Raw genomic sequence first — 17,323 nt, forward strand, 5'->3', positions numbered from 1 at the left:
TCCAGGAGCCCCAAGCAGATGACCGAGACCATGCCCGAAACCACCCACGACCAGGAAAGGGCACCGGCGCGCGCCGGGCTCCTGATCGGGGTCTTGGTCCTTTCCGCGTTCGTGATGATCCTCAACGAGACCATCCTGAGTGTCGCGCTGCGTGACCTGACCGTCGACCTCAAGGTCCCGACCACCACCGTGCAGTGGCTGACCAGCGGCTTCCTGCTCACCATGGCGGTCGTCATCCCGATCACCGGGTTCCTGCTCGAACGGTTCACCCCGCGCCAGGTCTTCCTCGCCTCGCTGACCCTGTTCAGCACCGGCACCCTGGTCAGCGCGCTCGCGCCGGGCTTCGCGCTCCTGCTGACCGGCCGGGTCATCCAGGCGTGCGGTACGGCGGTCATGCTGCCGCTGCTGATGACGACGGTGATGCGCCTGGTCCCGGTGGAGAAGCGCGGCGCCACGATGGGGACGATCACCATCGTCATCGCGGTCGCCCCCGCCATCGGACCGACCATCGGCGGTGCCGTGCTCTCCTCGCTCGGCTGGCGCTGGATGTTCTGGATCGTGCTGCCGCTCTCGCTCGCCGCGCTGGCGGTCGGCGCGCTGCAGTTGCGGCTGGACAGTGACACCCGCAAGGTGCCGCTGGACGTCCTGTCGGTGATCCTGTCCGCCCTCGGTTTCGGCGGCGTGCTGTACGGCCTCTCGACGTTCGGCGAGTCGGCGGGCGGGCACCAGCCGGTGCCGCCGTGGGTGCCGATCGTCGTCGGGGCCGTGTCGCTCGCGGTGTTCACCTGGCGCCAGCTGCGCCTGCAGAAGGAAGACCGCGCGCTGCTGGACCTGCGCCCGTTCACGCATCGCAGTTTCGTCGTCTCGCTGGTACTGACGGCGCTGCTGTTCATGTGCCTGCTCGGCGCCGCGGCGATCCTGCTTCCGCTCTACCTGCAGACCGTCCTGCACACGACCACGTTCGTCAGCGGGCTCGCGGTGCTTCCCGGCGGTCTGGTCCTCGGTCTGCTCGGCCGCCCGGTCGGCGCGCTGTACGACCGCTTCGGCGCGCGGCCGCTGGTCATCCCCGGCGCGGGCGCGATGGCGGTCTCGCTGTGGCTGTTCGCCCTGCTTGGCGCGGATTCGCCGCTGGTCGCGGTGATCGCCATCCACGTCCTCCTGATGGCCGGGCTCGGCCTGATGATGACGCCGCTGATGACCGAGTCACTCGGTTCGCTGCCCGAACACCTCTATTCACACGGCAGCGCGATCCTCGCCACCCTGCAGCAGCTCGCCGGCGCGCTCGGCACCGCCGTGTTCATCGCGGTGGCCACCGCGAGCACGATCACGGCCGGTGCGGCCAGCCCGGACGCGGAGGGGATCCGCACCACGTTCATGGTCGCCGGCTGTGTCGGCGTGGCCGCGTTCGTCGGTTCGCTGTTCGTCAAGAAGAGCACCAGTGGCACCAAGGTGACCGCGCACCACTGATTCCCCTCGCACCCGCCGCGGCCTCCACCGGAGGCCCGGCGGGCGTTCCAGCATCTTCCGGCCGTAGGCGATGGCGGGTTGTTCGACCCATCGGCGCAACCCGCAGGCGAACAGCAGGGCGACGCCGGTGGTCGCCGCGGCTTTGCCGAACCCGCTGGGCAGCAGCCAGCCCGTGACCCCGGCCGCACCGGTCTGGGAGAGATACAGCGCGTAAGAACGGTCGCCGACAAAGGTCATCGGCCTGCTGGAAAGCAGGTTCCGGACCGGGCCAGGCGAGACGACAGCGACGAGCAGCAGTGCCGAACCCACCGCGTAGACCGGGACCACGAACTGCCAGTGACCGCCGAGCGCCTTCGCCAGCGGGCCGACGGAGAACTGCAGCACGATGAACCCGCAGCCGATCATCGTCGCGACGGCAGGGCTGGTCAGCGGCCGGATCAGGGCGAACCCACGGGGATGGTGCAGGGTCATCGCCAGCAGGCAGCCGATGACCAGCGAGCAGTAGTGCACCGAAAGGCTCGCCCAGGTGTGCGACGGCGCCAGCGGCAAGGCGAACAGCACCACCCCGAGGACGACCGTCGTGCCCAGCAGCAGGCGCAACGCCGTCTTCCCGCCGCGGGCGAACGACGTGAGCACCAGCAGCGCGGGCCAGACCAGGTAGAACTTTTCCTCCACGCCCAGCGACCACGAGGTCGGATAGGGCGTGTTGTAGTCGACGAGTTCGTTGCCGAAAACGAGGTAGTACGGCATGGCGTCGGCGAGCCTGCTGCTCTGGTACGTGCCGCCGAGCAGCACCGCGAGCGTCGTCAGCGCCAGGAGCAGGAAGTACACCGGCATGATCCGGAAGACCCGGCGGACGTAGAACCCGCGCAGCGAGATCCGGCCGTCGCGGCCCTCTTCCCGCAGGGACAGGGTGGTGATCAGGAAACCGGAGAGCACGAAGAACAGCTGCACGGCGATCCAGCCCTGAAGCCGGTCCATGGCAGGGCCGCCGTAGTGGAAGAACACGACGGCCACGGCGGCGAGCGCGCGCACGCCGGTGAGGCCGGGGAACCACGACGAGGCCAGGTAGCCGGTGTGGTCGAGCGGCTGCCACCAGGAGCGGCGCGAGAGGTCGGACATGGCCCGTAGGTTCGGGCCCGGACGCTGAACCGAAGCTTAAGGAAGCTGAAGACGTCTTCAGCTTCCCGCATCCGCCGCGGGCAACCGGACGACGAAGCGCGCGCCGCCGTCGTGGTCGGCGACTTCGACGGTGCCCCCGTGCGCGTGAGCGATCTCGGCGACGATCGCCAGCCCGAGACCGGCGCCACCGTCGTCGCGCGCCCGTCCGTCGTCCAGCCGCACGAAGCGGTCGAACACCCGCTCGCGGTCCTCGGCGGGAATGCCGGGCCCGTCGTCGGTGACCGTCAGCACGGCGAATTCGTCCACTGTGGACACAGTGACGTCGACAGCGGTGCGGGTGTGGCGTTGCGCGTTGTCCACCAGGTTGCGCAGCAATCTCTCCAGCCTGCCGTGATTGCCGAGGACCAGCGGATCGCCGTCGATCTCCGCACGGACACGTGGCCGTCCGGACAGGCAGGATTCGACCACTTCGGACAGCCGCACCGGCGCGAGCCGTTCCGGTGCCGCATTGTCCAGCTTGCCGAGCAGTACGAGATCGCCGACGAGATCCTGCAGCCGGGTGATGTCGAGGAGCGCGTTCCGGCAGGCGTCGCGCCAGTCCAGCCGGTCCGGATGCGCGAGCAGCACCTCCAGCTGGGTCCGCAGGGAAGCCAGCGGTGTGCGCAGTTCGTGCGACGCGTCCGAGGTGAACCGGCTCTGCCGGGTCACAGCGGTGTCCAGGCGGGCGAGCATCGTGTTCATCGTTTCCGCCAGCTTCGCGATCTCGTCGGCGCTGTCCGGCGCCGGGACCCTGCGGGAGAGGTCGTGCGCGCCGATCTCCGCGACCTCCGAGCGAATCGCCTCGACCGGGCGCAGCGACCGGCGTACCGCGAACCACGCGATCGCCCCGATCAGCACAGCGATCACCGGGACGCCTGCCAGCAACGTCACGCGCACCGAATCCAGGGCAGCCTGCCCGGCGTCGTCGACCCGCGCGGCACCGAAGATCGCGTACTTGCTGTCCCCGCTCGTTTCCGCCATGACGTGCACGCGAAATCCTTCGTCGGCGGCATGCTCCCCGAGCACCCGAGCGCAGCCGACGGATTCCTGGAGGGACAGGTCGATGTCGTACGGCCGAAGGGTCTTCACGTGATCCCCTCGCACGAATCCGCCATCGGGCGCGAGCGAGCCGGAGCGGAGTCCCGGACACGACGCCACCCGCTTGCCGTCGCGGCCGACCACTTCGTAGATCGAGTCCCGTACGAGCAACCGCAGGTCCGCGGGCTTGGCACCGGTGTTGAGCAACTGGAAGATCGCCGCCGCCCGCGCCCGCGACACCTGCACGGCACCGTCCTCCAGCCGGCTCTGAGCGTCGGTCACGAGCCAGGCCGACACCACGCCGAGTGCCACGATCGACGTCACGAACGACGTCAGCGCGACCCGGAAACGGGTCGACTTCAAGGCCTTAGGCACCGGAACCCACCACGTGGTAACCAGCGCCGCGGACCGTCCGGATCGTCTCCGCCCCGAACGGCAGGTCGATCTTGCGCCGCAGCGCGCTCATGTGGACCTCGACCAGGTTCGCGGTCGCCGACGCCGCGAAGTCCCAGAGGTTCTCCAGCAGTTCCGCCTTGGTGACCACTTCGCCCTGGCGTTTCATCAGGTACGCGAGCAGCGCGAACTCCTTGGTGGTCAACGAGATCTCGGCGACGCCGCGGCGGCAGGTGTGGCTCGCCTGGTCGAGTTCGAGATCGCCGAGCCGCAGCGTGCCCGGCCGGGTCGCTCCCCCGCGCCGGATCAGCGCCCGCAGCCGGGAGAGCAGGACACCGTAGGAGAACGGCTTCGGCAGGAAATCGTCGGCGCCGGTGTCCAGCGCCTCGATCTCGTCGTCCTCGCCGTCTTTCGCGGTCAGCATGAGGATCGGGGTGGTGTCGCCGCGTTCGCGCAGCTTCCGGCAGACGCGGTAGCCGTTGAGCCCTGGCAGCATGATGTCGAGGATCATCGCGGAGTACGGATGTTCGGCGGCGTACCAAAGCGCGTCACGGCCGTTGTGCGCGACGTCGACGGCGTAGCCCTCGGCGCTCAGCCCCGCTCGCAGCGATTCGGCCAGCCGTCGCTCGTCCTCGACGAGCAAGATCCTCATCCGCTCACGATCCCATACCGCCCGGTCGCACTGGATCACCGCGCCGGACAGGGTCCCGAGCGCCACGCTGGAGACGTTGAGCGTCCCCAGCGTGGCGCTCGGGACAAAGCAGACCCGCCGCTCACGGGGCCTGGGCGGCACCGGTGATGTTGCGGACCATGCCGCCGAAGACGACGCCGTGGAACGGCGCGATCCCCTTCCAGTACGCGTGCCCGGCCAGTCCGTGCGGTTCGAACACCGCCCGCTGCCGGTAGATCGTCGCACCGTCCTCATCGGACTCGACGCTGAGCTCGAGCCAGGCCCGCCCCGGCAGCTTCATCTCCGCGCGCAGCCTCAGCAGCCGCGGCCGGTCGAGGTACTCGACACGCCACCAGTCCAAGGCCTCGCCGAGATGCAGCCGTCGCGGATCCCGCCGTCCGCGCCGCAGCCCGACACCGCCGACGAGCCGGTCGGCCCAGCCTCGGACCGACCACGCCAGCGGGAACGAGTACCAGCCGTGTTCCCCGCCGATGGACTCGATGACGTCCCACAGCGCTTCCGGTGAGGCGTCCGTCCGCTGCTCGCGTTTGTCCTCGTAGACGGTCCCGCCCGCCCAGTCCGGATCGCTCGGCAGCGGATCCGAGGGCGCGGACGCGGTCGACGCGTCCGACCAGCGGGTCGGCACATCGGCGTTCCGGATCCGGGTCAGCGCCAGTTCGACGGCGTGTTCGTAATGGGTCAGGCCCGCTTCCGGGTCCGGGATGTGCTCGGCGATCGCGTGATCGTGGCAGACCACCTCGTGTACGAGCGATTCGATCAGCGGTACGGCGATCGACTTCGGCACGGGCGTGACCAGGTTGACCCACTGCGCGGACAGCCACGGGGTCAGCACCGGCACGGGCACGACGGCTCGCCTCGGCAGACCGGCGACGACGGCGTAGCGGCGCATCATGTCCACATAGGTCAGGACGTCGGGCCCGCCGATGTCGAAGGCTCCGTTCACTTCGGACGGCAGCTCGGCGGCGTGCACGAGGTAGTGCAGCACGTCCCGGATCGCGATCGGCTGGATCCGGTTGCGCACCCAGCGCGGGGTGATCATCGCCGGGAGCCGCTCGGTCAGGTAGCGCAGCATCTCGAAGCTCGCCGAACCCGAACCGATGATCACCGCGGCCTGCAGCACGAGGGCCGGAACGCCGGAATCCAGCAGGACCCGGCCCACCTCGGCACGGGACGCCAGATGCGGCGACAGTTCTTCGTCGTCCGGCACGATGCCGCCCAGGTACACCAGCCGCCGCGCGCCCGCCGTCTTCGCGGCCCCGGCGACCGTCCGCGCGGCCTCCCGGTCGACCTCCACGAAGTCCTTGCGCGCCAAGGAATGCACGAGGTAGTAGACGACCTCGCAGTCGGTCAGCGCCGTCTCGATCGAGGCCGGATCGGTGACGTCGCCGCGTTCGACCTCGACGCGGTCACGCCACGGCTCCTCGGCGACCTTCTCCGGGGAGCGCGCCACCACCCGGACCTCGTGGCCCGCGTCGAGCAGTTGCGGCACCAGCCGTCCGCCGACATAACCCGTCGCCCCGAGCACCACACATCGCATTCCCCGAGTGTTCCCGGCGAAGTCGCGTCCCGCAGTCCGAGTGACCCCGTCAGGGGGCCAGCCGCCCCCTGACCTCCACGGTCGCGGCGATGCTGCTCCGGAGGAACCGGGCGACCGTCCGCCGCTCGTCCTCCCCCATGTCCCGCCACGCGGCGGCGTAGCTCTCGCCGAGGGGCAGGAAGAACTCGGCGCCGATCCGCCGCGCCTGGTCGTGCATCCGCAACTCGACCTTGCGCCGGTCGGTCGCGCTCCGGTCCCGGTAGAGGTGCCCGGCACGCTCCAGCCGATCGAGGACCGACGTCGTCGCCGACGCGCTCAGATGCAGGGCGCTCGCGAGCCTGCTCGGGCTCATCGGGGTCCCCATCCTGGCCGCGTCCATGATCACCGCGAGCGCGTTGAGGTCGGTCCGGTGCAGGCCGTGCGCCTCACCGAACATCTCGGCGAACCGGTCCGACTCGACGGTCAGTTGCCGCAGCAGGAGGACGAGCAGGTCGTCCGTGACCTGTTCGACGTCTTCAGCGTCCTTGCCCATGTCCGAAACCTCCCCTCCTGTTGCCCCGTCCGGGTGACCACTCTACTATTTCGATGGTCGAACTATTCACTCGTCGAAATAGCCTTGTCACGGGAGCCATCCGTCCATGATCTCGGAAGTCGAACGCCCCGCCCGCACGCGGTCACGTCTGCGGTGGCTGCTCCCCGCCCTCGTCGCGGTCGCCTGGCTGATCTTCGGCGGGTTCAGCGGCCCGTACGCGGGCAAGTTGAGCCAGGTCACGGAGAACGACAGCAGCAGTTTCCTGCCCGCGTCAGCCGAAGCGACCGAGGTCGGTGAGCTCCAGAAACAGTTCGCCAGTGCCGCCGTCATCCCGGCGATCGTCGTCGCCGAACGGCCGTCGGGCCTGACCGACGGCGACAAGCGGTTCCTCGCCGACCGGACCTCGAACGCACGGCTGGTCCCCGCTCCGAACAGCGACGTGGGCGCGCAGGTAGTCGTCCTGCTCGACGCCAAGAGCGATCCGGGCGACGGCGTCGAGGCCCTGCGGGACGCGCTCGCCCGCGACACACCTGACGGGCTGAAAGTGCTCGTGACCGGTCCCGCCGCGCAGGTCGCCGACCTCAAGGAGGCGTTCGGCGGGATCGACGGGCTGCTGCTCCTGGTCGCGGGCGCGGTGGTGGCGCTCATCCTGATCATCGTCTACCGGAGCCCGCTGCTCCCCCTGCTCGTCCTGTTGTCGGCGGTGTTCGCGCTGGGAACGGCGAGTCTCGCGGTGTACCTGCTCGCGGATCACGACGTGCTGGCGTTGAACGGGCAGAGTCAGGGAATCCTGTTCATCCTCGTCTTCGGCGCCGCGACCGACTACGCGCTCCTGATGATCTCCCGCTACCGCGAAGAACTCCGGACGACCGACGACGCCCGCTCGGCGCTCCGGACGGCCTGGCGCTCGACCATCGAACCGATCGCGGCATCGGCCGGAACCGTGATCCTCGGTGTCCTCTGCCTGCTGTTCAGCGATCTGAACTCCAACAAGGGGCTCGGCCCGGTCGCCGCCATCGGCATCGGCGCCGCCTTCCTGACGACCGTCACGTTCCTGCCCGCCGTCCTGGCCTTGTGCGGCCGCAACGCTTTCTGGCCCTTCCGCCCGGCGGTGGCCCCGCCGAAGGAAGAGACCGGCGGGCTCTGGGGCCGCGTCGCGGGCTGGATCTCCCGTGCGCCGCGCACGGTCTGGATCGTCACGACCGTCGTCCTGCTCGCGGGCGGCGCGTTCCTCCCGCAGCTCAAGGCTTCCGGCACCGCACAGTCCGATGTCTTCCTCACGCCGGTCGATTCCGTGGCAGGCCAGGAAGTCCTTTCCCGCTACTTCCCCGGCGGCTCCGGCTCGCCGACGGTGATCCTCACTCCCGCCGGTCAGGCACAGGCGGTCGCCGCGCTGGCGCGAGTCCCCGGCGTCTCGGACGTCCGCCAAAGCGCCGAAGCGGGCGGGCTCGCGAAGATCGACGCGGTACTCGCCGATCCCCCGGACTCCGACGCGGCCGTCGCGACGGTCCAGCGGATCCGCGAAGCCGTGCATCCCGTCGACGGGACCAAGGTCGGCGGGCCGACGGCGACCCTGCTCGACACCAGGGAGACGTCCGAACACGACCGGATGCTGATCATCCCGATCGTGCTGGTGGTGATCTTCCTCGTGCTCGCCCTGCTGCTGCGCTCACTGCTCGCGCCGTTGTTGCTGATCGGCACGGTGGTGCTGTCCTTCGCCGCGACGATGGGTGTCTCGGCGCTGGTGTTCAACCACGTCTTCGACTTCCCCGGCGCCGATCCGGTCGTCCCGCTGTTCGGCTTCGTCTTCCTCGTGGCGCTGGGGATCGACTACAACATCTTCCTGATGACACGGGTCCGCGAAGAGGCGGGCAGGATCGGCACACGGGACGGGACACTGCGCGGGCTGCGCGTCACCGGCGGCGTGATCACGTCCGCGGGAGTCGTACTCGCCGCGACCTTCGCCGCCCTTGCCGTCCTGCCCATCCTCTTCCTGGCCCAGCTCGCGTTCATCGTCGCGTTCGGCGTCCTGCTCGATACGCTGCTGGTGCGGTCGCTGCTGGTACCGGCGCTCTCGGTGGACGTCGGACGGAAGATCTGGTGGCCGTCGAAGCTGGCGAAGTCCGACCTGGGGTGAACGCGGCCGGCACTGATCCGCCCGTAGCCTGGTGACATGAGCGATGACCAGGACGCCATCGACGAGCGGATCCAGGACGCCGGGGAACGCGGCGACCTGGCCGAACTCCGGCGGCTGGCCGACGGCGGCAGCAGTGACGCGGCGGACCAGCTGATCGAAACGGCGACCGAGCTGGGTGCGCTGGACGAGCTGCGACGGCTGGCCGAAAGCGGTAACCAGGACGCCGCGGATCAGCTGGCGGAGCTCACCGAGGAGTAGCTCCCCGCATCGCCGGGATCAGCACGGGAAGAGCGGCCACCAGCGCGAGGCCTCGCACGGCACCCGCGACGGGGTAGGGACGGTTAGAGCCTAGGGTGTCTTAGGTACCTACTGCGGTGCGCAGACGTTGTGAAAGCCACTTTCGCAACCTTCAACGTTGCGAAAGTGGCTTTCACAACGTCTGCGGGGGCGGGGAAAGCGGCGGTGGGACCGCAAGCCCAACACACGCTTGAGCCCGGCGGAGACCGCGGCCCTAATCCTGCGACGGATGCCGCAGTGAGCGGTTCGTGGTCGCGCCGAGCACCCGCGACGCCATCCACGCCAGCGCGTCGGCCGTCCGGGCCGGGGTGTCCGACGGCTGCATGATGTGACTCAGCACCGTCCGGACCACGACGTCGATGGCGACGTCGAGATGCTCGCCGTCCAGTGGCGGCCCGTAGGCGCGGACACGGCCGCGCAGCATGATCGTCGCTTCGCTCAGGAGGCTGCCCGCCCGGACCGTCAGCAGCGGCAGCAACTCCGTGTCGGCGCCGTGCGTCGCCGACACGATGGCACGCAGCAGCAGGTTGTCGTCGGCGAGTTCGAGGACGCCGCGGACGGCGTCGTGGATCGCCTCGACGAGGTCTTCGGGGTGCCGCTCGAAGGCATCCCGGACGACCGAGAGGAACCGGGCGAGTTCGTGCGAGATCATCGCTTCGGCCAGCTGGGTCTTCGAGCCGAGTTCGTTGTAGACGGTCTGACGGCTGACGCCGACGATCTCCGCGAGTTTGCTCATCGTCACCGAGGACCAGCCGGAACGCACGGTCAGCTCGATCGCCGACGCGACGATCGGCTGCCGGTACGGGCCACCCGTGGCCGCGGCTGAGGGTGCCTCGCTCATGATCGTCATTCTAAGCAGCCGCGAACGCCAGTGCCTCGGGCCACGGAGCACGCCCGGCGATGTGACGGCGGTATTTCATGATCTCGCGCGGCCGGTCGATGGTCAGCGCGCCGACGATCCGGTCCCCGCGCCGGTACAGCGCGGTGAAACCATCGGAAGCCGGGACGGCGACCACCTCGTCCGCCCGCGGGGTGCCGACGAACTGGATCCGGTGCTCGTACCAGTCCGACCAAAAGTACGGCACCGGAGCCAGGGCACGCGCCGTTTCCGGGGCGAGCGCGTGGCGAGCGGCCGCGGCACCCTGCTCCGCGGCGTTCGTCCAGTGCTCCAGCCGCATCAGTTCGCCGTCGAACAGCGGGTTCTCGGCGTGTGCGACGTCCCCGGCGGCGTACACACCGGGCACCCCGGTCGAGAGCGTGGCATCGCACACCACGCCACCATCGCTCTCGTGCAGCGGGATCCCGCTCCCCGCCAGCCAGCCGGTGGCCGGGGTGACGCCGATGCCGGCGACCACGAGATCCGCAGGCAGCACCTCGCCGGTCGCAAGCCGGACACCGGTCACCGCGCCACCGTCGGATTCCAGCCCGGTGACCTTTGCGGACAACCGCAGTTCCGTGCCCGCCTCCCAGTGCAGCGAAGCGCACACCGCACCGGCCTCGGCCCCCACGGATCTGGCGAGCGGGACGTCGAGCGCCTCGACGATCGTCGACGACAGCCCGCGCTTCCGGGCCGCCGCGGCGACCTCCGAGCCGATGAACCCCGCCCCGATCACGACCGTCCGCGCCCCGCTGTCGAGCGCGGCCCGGATCGCCAGGGCGTCTTCGGCTGTCCTCAGCGCGTGGACCCCGGCGATTCCGTCGCTTCCGGGCAGCCGCCGCGCGGTGGCGCCTGTCGCGATCACCAGCGCTTCGTAAGCAACGGTCTCACCCGCCACCGACACTTCGCGAGCGACGGTGTCGAGTCCGTCCGCGGGGTTGCCCAGGAGCAGTTCGACACCGAACTCGTCCCGCAGCGCGGCCTCACCGTGGAACGGCTCGACCCGCTCGGGGCCCTCCGCGTCAAGGAACGATTTCGACAGCGGAAGCCGGTCATACGGCGGATGCTCTTCCGCGCCGATCAGCACGATCCGTCCCCGGTACCCGTCCCGGCGCGCGGCCTCCACCGCGCGCAGTCCGGCCAGCGACGCTCCCACGACGACCAGTGCCATGATCAGTCCCGCAGTTTCAGGGCGAGGACAGGGCAGGCGTCGACGGCCGCCGACAGGTCCTGACGAAACTCCTCGCCGGGCCGCTCGTCGAGCACCACGACCGTGCCGTCGTCACCCACCTCGAAGAAGTCGGGCGCCATCGCCTCGCACATGCCCAGCCCGTCGCATTTCGCGCGGTCCGCTTCGATCTTCATCATGCTCCGACCCTTCCCGGTGCCACGAAATCGACCTTCTCCCGCACCCCGCAGTCCGGGCAGCACCAGGAATCCGGAATGGACGACCAGGGCGTTCCGGATGGGAAACCTTCCCGCGGGTCGCCGAGTTTCTCGTCGTAGACGTAGCCGCAGCCAGGGCACATCCCGCCTTCGGTCGCGTCGCCGCGCGTGTCGTCGACGGCCGTGGACGACACGGTGACACGGGTTCCGTAGCGCGCCAGGATCTTGCCCCGCTTCGACGGCTGGATGTTGGCGCGGGAGAGGTCACCGTCGAAGTGCGCGAGCACTCGCGGGTCCATCACGCGGCGCCAGACCGGCGGGAACAGCGCCAGCACGATCATCCCGGCGTACCCCGTCGGCAGGACCGGCGACTCCGCGAAATCGCGCAGTGTCTGGTAGCGGCGGGTCGGGTTGGCGTGGTGATCACTGTGCCGTTGCAGGTGATAGAGCAGGACGTTGGTGGCGATGTTGTTGGAATTCCAGCTGTGGCTGGGATCCACCCGTTCGTAGCGCCGCCGCTCCGGCGTGCCGACCTTCTGCCGCCGCATGCCGTAGTGCTCCATGTAGTTCACGACCTCCAGCAGCGAGAAGCCGATCACGGCCTGGATCACCAGGTACGGCAGGATCCCAGGGCCCAGCCACACGGTCATCGCCGTCCACAGCACCGCCGACATCAGCCAGGCGTTGAGCACGTCGTTGCCGATCCGGAACGGATGCCGGTCGCGCCGCGCGTACCGCTTGCGTTCCAGGCCCCACGCCGATTTCAGCGAACCGAACACGGTGCGCGGCCAGAACCGGTAGAAGCTCTCCCCCACCCGGCTGCTGGCCGGATCCTCCGGGGTCGCCACCCGGACGTGGTGGCCCCGGTTGTGCTCGATGTAGAAGTGACCGTAGAAACTCTGCGCCAGCGCGATCTTCGACAGCCAGCGCTCGTGACTTTCTTTCTTGTGCCCGAGTTCGTGCGCGGTGTTGATCCCGATGCCGCCGATGCAGCCGATCGAGATCGCCAGCCCGATCTTGTCCACAACGGACAGATCGCCGCGCGAGATCAGCCAGAACGCGGCCACGAAACCCGCGTACTGGATGGGCAGGAACGCGAAGGTGATCCAGCGGTAGTAGCGATCCTTCTCCAGCCGTTCGATGACGTCGTCCGGCGGGTTGTCCCGGTCCAGCCCGGCGACCAGGTCGATCAGCGGTACGACCACGAGGATCACGATCGGCCCGATCCAGAACCACACACCCCATCCGGTGGCCGCGTGCAGCCCGATGGCCAGGAACGCGAGCGAGGGCACCACCAGGCCGATCAGCCACAGGTATCGCTTGCGGTCGGTCCACCGCTCGGTCGAGCCCGCCGGGATCGTGCCCGTCATCTCGCTCATCGCACCCTCCTCCGTTGGCTGGGTTTACAAAACTGTAGGCGATGTACACCCGGTTCGACAAGTGGACACCATTTGTAAACCCGCCGTTGCTTCATTTCGTGAGAAGTTGGCGATATCTTGTATTTGTAAGGAAACTTACTTAACTTGTGACGACACGCCGCGATCCACTTCGTCCGCACGAAGGAGTGCGCATGCCCCGATCACCTCGCCGGATCCGCCCCGCCGCCGTGGCCACCGTCGCCGCGGCCCTGCTGGTCCTGCCCGCCACGACCGCCACCGCGAGCACCGCGGCGTCCAGCTCCTGGCCAGGCGGTTCAGCCGTGTCGAACGCCGACGATTCGGACGTTCTGGGCGGCAACATGAGCGGTCTGTCCTTCCAAGGCGCCGACGTCCTGTGGGCGGTGAAGAACGGGCCCGGCACGCTGTACCGCCTCGTGCGCAACGGTACGAAGTGGAAGCCGGACACCGCCAACGGCTGGTCGTCCGGCAAGGCGCTGCGCTACCGCAGCGGCAAGGGCGACCCCGACGCCGAAGCCGTCGTCGCCACCCCGGACGGCGTGGTCGCGGCCACCGAACGCGACGGCGACAACGACAAGAAGAGCGCGCTCAAGGTGCTCCGCTACGACGTCTCCGGCTCGGCCAAGACCCTCACCGCCAAGGCCGAATGGGATCTGACCGCGGACCTGCCGAAGGTCTCGGCCAACGACGGGCTCGAAGCCGTCTCGTGGATCCCGGACAGCGCCCTCACCGCGAAGGGCTTCGTGGACGAGCGCACGAAAGCGGCGTACAACCCGGCCACCTATCCCGGCCACGGCACCGGTCTCTATCTCGTCGGACTCGAGAGCAACGGGATGATCTACGCCTACGCGCTCGACCAGGCGGGCGGGAAGTACACCCGTGTCGCGAGTTTCGCGAGCGGACTCGACTCGATCATGGAGCTCGAGTACGAGGCTTCGTCCGGCAAGCTGTGGGCGGTCTGCGACGACAACTGCGACGGCAACCTGACGACGCTCGCCGTCGGCGCGCAGGGCAAGTTCGCCGTGACCGCCACCTACAACCGGCCGAGCGCGATGAAGAACTACAACAACGAAGGTTTCGCCATCTCCCCCACCTGCGCCTCCGGGAGCAAGCAAGTGGTCTGGGCCGACGACGGGAACGAAGGCGGCCACGCACTGCGGGCCGGCACCCTTTCCTGCGGCTGAGCACCCGTTCCGGCGCGGATCCACGGGGTCCGCGCCGGAAACTCCGGGCGGTAGGCTCGCAGATCGTCACCAGCAACGACCCGGAGGACCTGTGACCAGCGAAGACCTGCGCGAACGCCGCCACAAGATCATCGAAGAGCACATGGACACGGAGGTGACCCAGGAATTCGACCGCACGCTGGGCACCTTCAACGGCCATCCGCACTACGAGATCATGGCGACGGGGCAGATCTTCGACGGCGACGAAGAGGTCATGGGGTACTACCGCATGACCCGCACGGCCTTCCCGGACCAGCGGCACGACAACGTCCGCTACCACTTCGCCGACGAGTCGGTCATCGTCGAATTCGACCTGCTCGGCACCAATCTCGGCGAGTTCTACGGCCGTCCGCCCACCGGCAAGGCGTTCCGCGTGCCGATCATCGCGGTGTTCTTCTTCGACGGGGACAGGATCACCAACGAACGCGTCTACTTCGACGCCGCCAGCCTGATCACCCAGGCCGGGCACGCCGAGCTGCTGACTCTTCTGGCGTCGGGCGACGTCTGAACCAACGGCCGGTGATCATCGGCCGATCGGCCGATGTGGACGGACGGGACGCGCGGCGAGGCTGGCGAAGTCCCGCCGCCGAGCCTTGGAGAACCGCCCATGCCCCGCAACCGGGTCGCGATCGTGCTGCTCGCGACGACGATGGCCGCATTGGTCACCCCGGCACTCGCGTCGGCGGCAGCCGCACCGCCCGAGTGGAAACTCTGCAAGGACGTCGCCAAGGGCTGGGAGCCCGCGGACGATCGGCGCACCGAATGCGCCATGGTGCCCGTCCCGGTCGACTACGCGAAGCCGGACGGCCGGAAGATCGACATCGCGGTCTCCCGGCAGAAGGCGGCCGACCCCGCGCGGCGGCGAGGCGTCGTACTGCTGAATCCCGGCGGCCCCGGCCAGTCCGGGATCCACGAGCCGAGGTGGATCACCGACAGCAAGGCCGCCGGGATCGGCGTGGACCACGACCTGATCGGTTTCGATCCGCGCGGCGTCGACTACAGCGCCGACGTCGCCTGCCCGTCACTTCCCGGTGACGACGCCGAGCCACCGGTTTCCTTGCCGGACAAGGAAAAAGCGCGGTTCGTGTTCGAACGGGACGCGAAGGTGAACCAGCGCTGCGTCGCGGCAGACCCCGAGTTCGTCCGCAATCTGACCACTGAGAACGTCGCCCGAGACATGGACCGGATCCGGGAAGCGCTGGGCGAGGAGAAGATCGGCTTCTACGGCGTCTCGTGGGGTACCGCGCTCGGCGCCGCCTACCGCACGGCGTTCGACTCCCGTGTGGACCGCATGCTGCTGGACTCGGTCATGGCGCCGACCTTCGACGTCGGCGCGATGGACGACGCGATGGTCGCGGCCGGCGAGGTCACGGCCAGGGACTTCGCCGGCTGGATCGCCCGCTACGACGCGGTCTACCACTTCGGCGACAAGCAGCCCGCGGTGCTCGAAGCGCTGCTGAAGCTCCGCGACGAACACGGCGAGACGGTGACGAACTACCTCGCCGGTCCGCGCCGCGAGTGGGCGAACGCCGCCAAAGCACTGGCGGCGCTTAGGGACGGTGAACCTCTCGCTTCGAAACCCGTTTCCGGACCGGGCCGCGGGTTCGGCTGGGAAGTGAACCCGAACGGGGCCAACACCTTCCAGCAGACGGCGATCCTCTGCAACGCCTCGGAAGGCCCTCGCGACTTCGAGACGATCTGGCAGCGCAGGCTCGATCGTGTCCGGGACTACCCGGCCGTCGCCTCCCCTGGGTTCTGGAACGGCCGGTGCGCGGGCTGGCCGTTGCCGGTCCAGCCGTGGAACTTCACTTCGGGGACGAGTCCGCTGCAGCTGGTCGGGCACACCTACGAACCGGTGACCCCGATCGGCTGGGCCCTGGCCATGCGCGAACGGATCGGCGGTGCCCTGCTCACCATCGAGGACGACCACCACGGTTCGCTGTCCTCGCTCCCCTGCGCGAGCAAGGCCGTCGAGTTCTTCTCGACCGGCAAGACGGACGGCGGGTCCTGCGCCGGAGCGCCGATCCCGCCGCCGTCCTAGGCGATCAGCGAGTCACTTGGCTTCGGCGAGAGGTGGAACGACGCAGCAAGCCCCGGTGAAGCATCTGAAGGCGTCCACCCGTGCCTTGTTGGTCCAGTTGTCGAAGCGGTCGATCACGAGGTCGACCTCGCTGCCCGCCCTGGTGGTGTCGATCCCGAGGCCGGAGAAGAGCAAACGGAGGTTCTCGGTGGTTTCGTTCTTCATACGACTCGCTCCCAGGCGTTCGGTGGTACGTCGGCAGCGAAATCGTCCGTCACCAGGGCCTTCGCATCCAGTGCTATCCATCATTCCGGGCTCGTGCTTTTCGACTACGCCGAACGCGTGACACCGCACGCCCGTCCGGGCTCACCCTCGCTCAGCCCTCGATGCGCGAAAGGCCGAACGCGGTGAGGAAGCCGGCGACCGTGATCAACCCGGTCCAGAGATGCGCGTCGTCGAACGCCTCGGGGATCATCGTGTCGGCGATCATCGCGAGGATCGCGCCGCCCGCGATCGCGGTGATCACGGCCAGGACAGTGCCGGAGGCGCCGCCGAGAACGCCGTAACCGAGCAGGGCCGCCACCCCGCTGATCACGGCGATACCACTCCAAAGCGTGAACACATAGCGCGGGCTCCGGCCCGCCCGCTTCATTCCCGCGGCGCTGGACAGTCCTTCCGGGACGTTGCTGATGAACACGGCGGCCACCGTCACCACACTGACGCTTCCGCCGCCGAGCAGGCTGGTGCCGATCACCATCGATTCGGGGACGCCGTCCAGCAGGGCGCCGAGCGCGATGGCCGTCCCGGATCCCGCTTGCTCGGACTCGGACGGCTGCTGCCCGCCCGAGCGTTTGCGATGGCGGGCGCCTCGCCGGGCGAGCGCGACGTTGGCGAGGGTGTAGATCAGCGAGCCGCCCAGCGCGCCGAGGGCTGTCGGCAGGAAGCCGCCCTTCTCGTGCGCCTCGGCGATCAGCTCGAAGGAGACGGCGGAGATGAGCACGCCGCTGCCGAAGGCCATCACGCTGGCCACGGCCTTGCCAGGGATCCGGACCAGGAAACCGACCATCGCCCCGAGCAGCAGCGCCGACCCGGCCAGCAGGCCCCAGCCGCCCGCCGCCAGCAGATCCCACACGCGACCCATCTCCCTTCGTCCGGCGAAAACACAGC

General features: G+C 69.1%; 16 protein-coding genes and 1 pseudogene. 6 read left to right on the top strand and 11 right to left on the bottom strand.

From position 1 onward, the window contains the following. Positions 1–18 precede the first annotated feature (18 nt). Positions 19–1,467, top strand: coding sequence for a DHA2 family efflux MFS transporter permease subunit (locus AMYAL_RS0134430; protein WP_026467679.1), 1,449 nt, complete (start codon positions 19–21; stop codon positions 1,465–1,467). Positions 1,468–1,680: 213 nt separating this feature from the next. Here AMYAL_RS0134430 and AMYAL_RS48710 read toward each other — a convergent pair. From AMYAL_RS48710 to AMYAL_RS0134465, 5 genes and pseudogenes are all read right to left on the bottom strand, one after another. Next, positions 1,681–2,589 (bottom strand): annotated as a pseudogene (locus AMYAL_RS48710) (acyltransferase family protein); the annotation flags it as partial. A 57-nt stretch (positions 2,590–2,646) separates the two neighbouring features. After that, positions 2,647–4,041 carry a sensor histidine kinase gene (locus AMYAL_RS0134450; protein ID WP_026467680.1) on the bottom strand — a complete coding sequence of 465 codons (1,395 nt, stop codon included), beginning with the start codon at positions 4,039–4,041 and terminating at the stop codon, positions 2,647–2,649. Continuing rightward, complete coding sequence (locus AMYAL_RS0134455) at positions 4,034–4,711, bottom strand: response regulator transcription factor (RefSeq protein WP_026467681.1); 678 nt, start codon at positions 4,709–4,711, stop codon at positions 4,034–4,036. The genes AMYAL_RS0134450 and AMYAL_RS0134455 overlap by 8 nt, the downstream gene beginning before the upstream one ends. 121 nt (positions 4,712–4,832) lie before the next feature. Then, on the bottom strand, positions 4,833–6,287 hold the full coding sequence (locus tag AMYAL_RS0134460; protein WP_039794594.1) for an SDR family oxidoreductase: 1,455 nt from the start codon (positions 6,285–6,287) through the stop codon (positions 4,833–4,835). Positions 6,288–6,336: 49 nt separating this feature from the next. Beyond that, positions 6,337–6,819: a MarR family winged helix-turn-helix transcriptional regulator gene (locus tag AMYAL_RS0134465; protein WP_020635857.1), complete on the bottom strand. Its 483-nt coding sequence runs from the start codon at positions 6,817–6,819 to the stop codon at positions 6,337–6,339. 106 nt (positions 6,820–6,925) lie between these two features. On the opposite strand from AMYAL_RS0134465, the gene AMYAL_RS0134470 reads away from it, so the two are divergent. Together AMYAL_RS0134470 and AMYAL_RS0134475 are read left to right on the top strand one after the other, a co-directional pair. Continuing rightward, positions 6,926–8,956 (top strand): MMPL family transporter, encoded by a 2,031-nt coding sequence (locus AMYAL_RS0134470; protein ID WP_020635858.1) that lies wholly within the window; start codon positions 6,926–6,928, stop codon positions 8,954–8,956. A 36-nt stretch (positions 8,957–8,992) separates the two neighbouring features. After that, on the top strand, positions 8,993–9,214 hold the full coding sequence (locus tag AMYAL_RS0134475; protein ID WP_020635859.1) for a hypothetical protein: 222 nt from the start codon (positions 8,993–8,995) through the stop codon (positions 9,212–9,214). A 253-nt stretch (positions 9,215–9,467) separates the two neighbouring features. Here AMYAL_RS0134475 and AMYAL_RS0134480 read toward each other — a convergent pair whose 3' ends face one another. From AMYAL_RS0134480 to AMYAL_RS0134495, 4 genes are read right to left on the bottom strand one after another with little or no spacing between them, the layout of a single operon-like run. Continuing rightward, entirely contained in the window at positions 9,468–10,103 is a 636-nt protein-coding gene (locus tag AMYAL_RS0134480; protein WP_020635860.1) for a TetR/AcrR family transcriptional regulator, read from the bottom strand. 1 nt (position 10,104) lies between these two features. Further along, positions 10,105–11,301, bottom strand: a complete 1,197-nt coding sequence (locus tag AMYAL_RS0134485) for an NAD(P)/FAD-dependent oxidoreductase (protein ID WP_020635861.1) — start codon at positions 11,299–11,301, stop codon at positions 10,105–10,107. Between the two features lie 2 nt (positions 11,302–11,303). Next, the gene (locus AMYAL_RS0134490; RefSeq protein WP_005161139.1) at positions 11,304–11,498 is read right to left on the bottom strand and encodes a ferredoxin; all 195 of its coding nucleotides are present in this window, start codon (positions 11,496–11,498) and stop codon (positions 11,304–11,306) included. After that, the gene (locus AMYAL_RS0134495; protein WP_020635862.1) at positions 11,495–12,895 is read right to left on the bottom strand and encodes a fatty acid desaturase; all 1,401 of its coding nucleotides are present in this window, start codon (positions 12,893–12,895) and stop codon (positions 11,495–11,497) included. The genes AMYAL_RS0134490 and AMYAL_RS0134495 overlap by 4 nt, the downstream gene beginning before the upstream one ends. Positions 12,896–13,086: 191 nt before the next feature. On the opposite strand from AMYAL_RS0134495, the gene AMYAL_RS0134500 reads away from it, so the two are divergent. From AMYAL_RS0134500 to AMYAL_RS0134510, 3 genes are all read left to right on the top strand, one after another. Beyond that, positions 13,087–14,097: an SdiA-regulated/phytase-like domain-containing protein gene (locus AMYAL_RS0134500; RefSeq protein ID WP_026467683.1), complete on the top strand. Its 1,011-nt coding sequence runs from the start codon at positions 13,087–13,089 to the stop codon at positions 14,095–14,097. Positions 14,098–14,188: 91 nt separating this feature from the next. Continuing rightward, complete coding sequence (locus tag AMYAL_RS0134505) at positions 14,189–14,644, top strand: ester cyclase (protein WP_005161128.1); 456 nt, start codon at positions 14,189–14,191, stop codon at positions 14,642–14,644. Between the two features lie 99 nt (positions 14,645–14,743). Next, complete coding sequence (locus tag AMYAL_RS0134510) at positions 14,744–16,177, top strand: alpha/beta fold hydrolase (RefSeq protein WP_020635864.1); 1,434 nt, start codon at positions 14,744–14,746, stop codon at positions 16,175–16,177. Positions 16,178–16,189: 12 nt separating this feature from the next. On the opposite strand, the gene AMYAL_RS0134515 is transcribed toward AMYAL_RS0134510, so the two are convergent. Together AMYAL_RS0134515 and AMYAL_RS0134520 are read right to left on the bottom strand one after the other, a co-directional pair. Then, a complete protein-coding gene (locus tag AMYAL_RS0134515; protein WP_020635865.1) occupies positions 16,190–16,381 on the bottom strand; it encodes a hypothetical protein in 192 nt (63 codons plus the stop codon). Between the two features lie 151 nt (positions 16,382–16,532). Further along, positions 16,533–17,288, bottom strand: a complete 756-nt coding sequence (locus tag AMYAL_RS0134520; RefSeq protein ID WP_020635866.1) for a ZIP family metal transporter — start codon at positions 17,286–17,288, stop codon at positions 16,533–16,535. Between the last annotated feature and the right edge of the window lie 35 nt (positions 17,289–17,323).

The sequence above is a fragment of the Amycolatopsis alba DSM 44262 genome, from assembly GCF_000384215.1.
GTDB classification, from domain to species: Bacteria; Actinomycetota; Actinomycetes; order Mycobacteriales; family Pseudonocardiaceae; genus Amycolatopsis; species Amycolatopsis alba.

Bases quoted from the DNA above. Each gene is read 5' to 3' on its own strand.
- AMYAL_RS0134430 (WP_026467679.1), top strand. From the start codon at position 19: ATGACCGAGACCATGCCCGAAACCACCCACGACCAGGAAAGGGCACCG.
- AMYAL_RS0134455 (WP_026467681.1), bottom strand. From the start codon at position 4,711: ATGAGGATCTTGCTCGTCGAGGACGAGCGACGGCTGGCCGAATCGCTG.
- AMYAL_RS0134460 (WP_039794594.1), bottom strand. From the start codon at position 6,287: ATGCGATGTGTGGTGCTCGGGGCGACGGGTTATGTCGGCGGACGGCTG.
- AMYAL_RS0134465 (WP_020635857.1), bottom strand. From the start codon at position 6,819: ATGGGCAAGGACGCTGAAGACGTCGAACAGGTCACGGACGACCTGCTC.
- AMYAL_RS0134470 (WP_020635858.1), top strand. From the start codon at position 6,926: ATGATCTCGGAAGTCGAACGCCCCGCCCGCACGCGGTCACGTCTGCGG.
- AMYAL_RS0134475 (WP_020635859.1), top strand. From the start codon at position 8,993: ATGAGCGATGACCAGGACGCCATCGACGAGCGGATCCAGGACGCCGGG.
- AMYAL_RS0134480 (WP_020635860.1), bottom strand. From the start codon at position 10,103: ATGACGATCATGAGCGAGGCACCCTCAGCCGCGGCCACGGGTGGCCCG.
- AMYAL_RS0134485 (WP_020635861.1), bottom strand. From the start codon at position 11,301: ATGGCACTGGTCGTCGTGGGAGCGTCGCTGGCCGGACTGCGCGCGGTG.
- AMYAL_RS0134490 (WP_005161139.1), bottom strand. From the start codon at position 11,498: ATGATGAAGATCGAAGCGGACCGCGCGAAATGCGACGGGCTGGGCATG.
- AMYAL_RS0134495 (WP_020635862.1), bottom strand. From the start codon at position 12,895: ATGAGCGAGATGACGGGCACGATCCCGGCGGGCTCGACCGAGCGGTGG.
- AMYAL_RS0134500 (WP_026467683.1), top strand. From the start codon at position 13,087: ATGCCCCGATCACCTCGCCGGATCCGCCCCGCCGCCGTGGCCACCGTC.
- AMYAL_RS0134510 (WP_020635864.1), top strand. From the start codon at position 14,744: ATGCCCCGCAACCGGGTCGCGATCGTGCTGCTCGCGACGACGATGGCC.
- AMYAL_RS0134515 (WP_020635865.1), bottom strand. From the start codon at position 16,381: ATGAAGAACGAAACCACCGAGAACCTCCGTTTGCTCTTCTCCGGCCTC.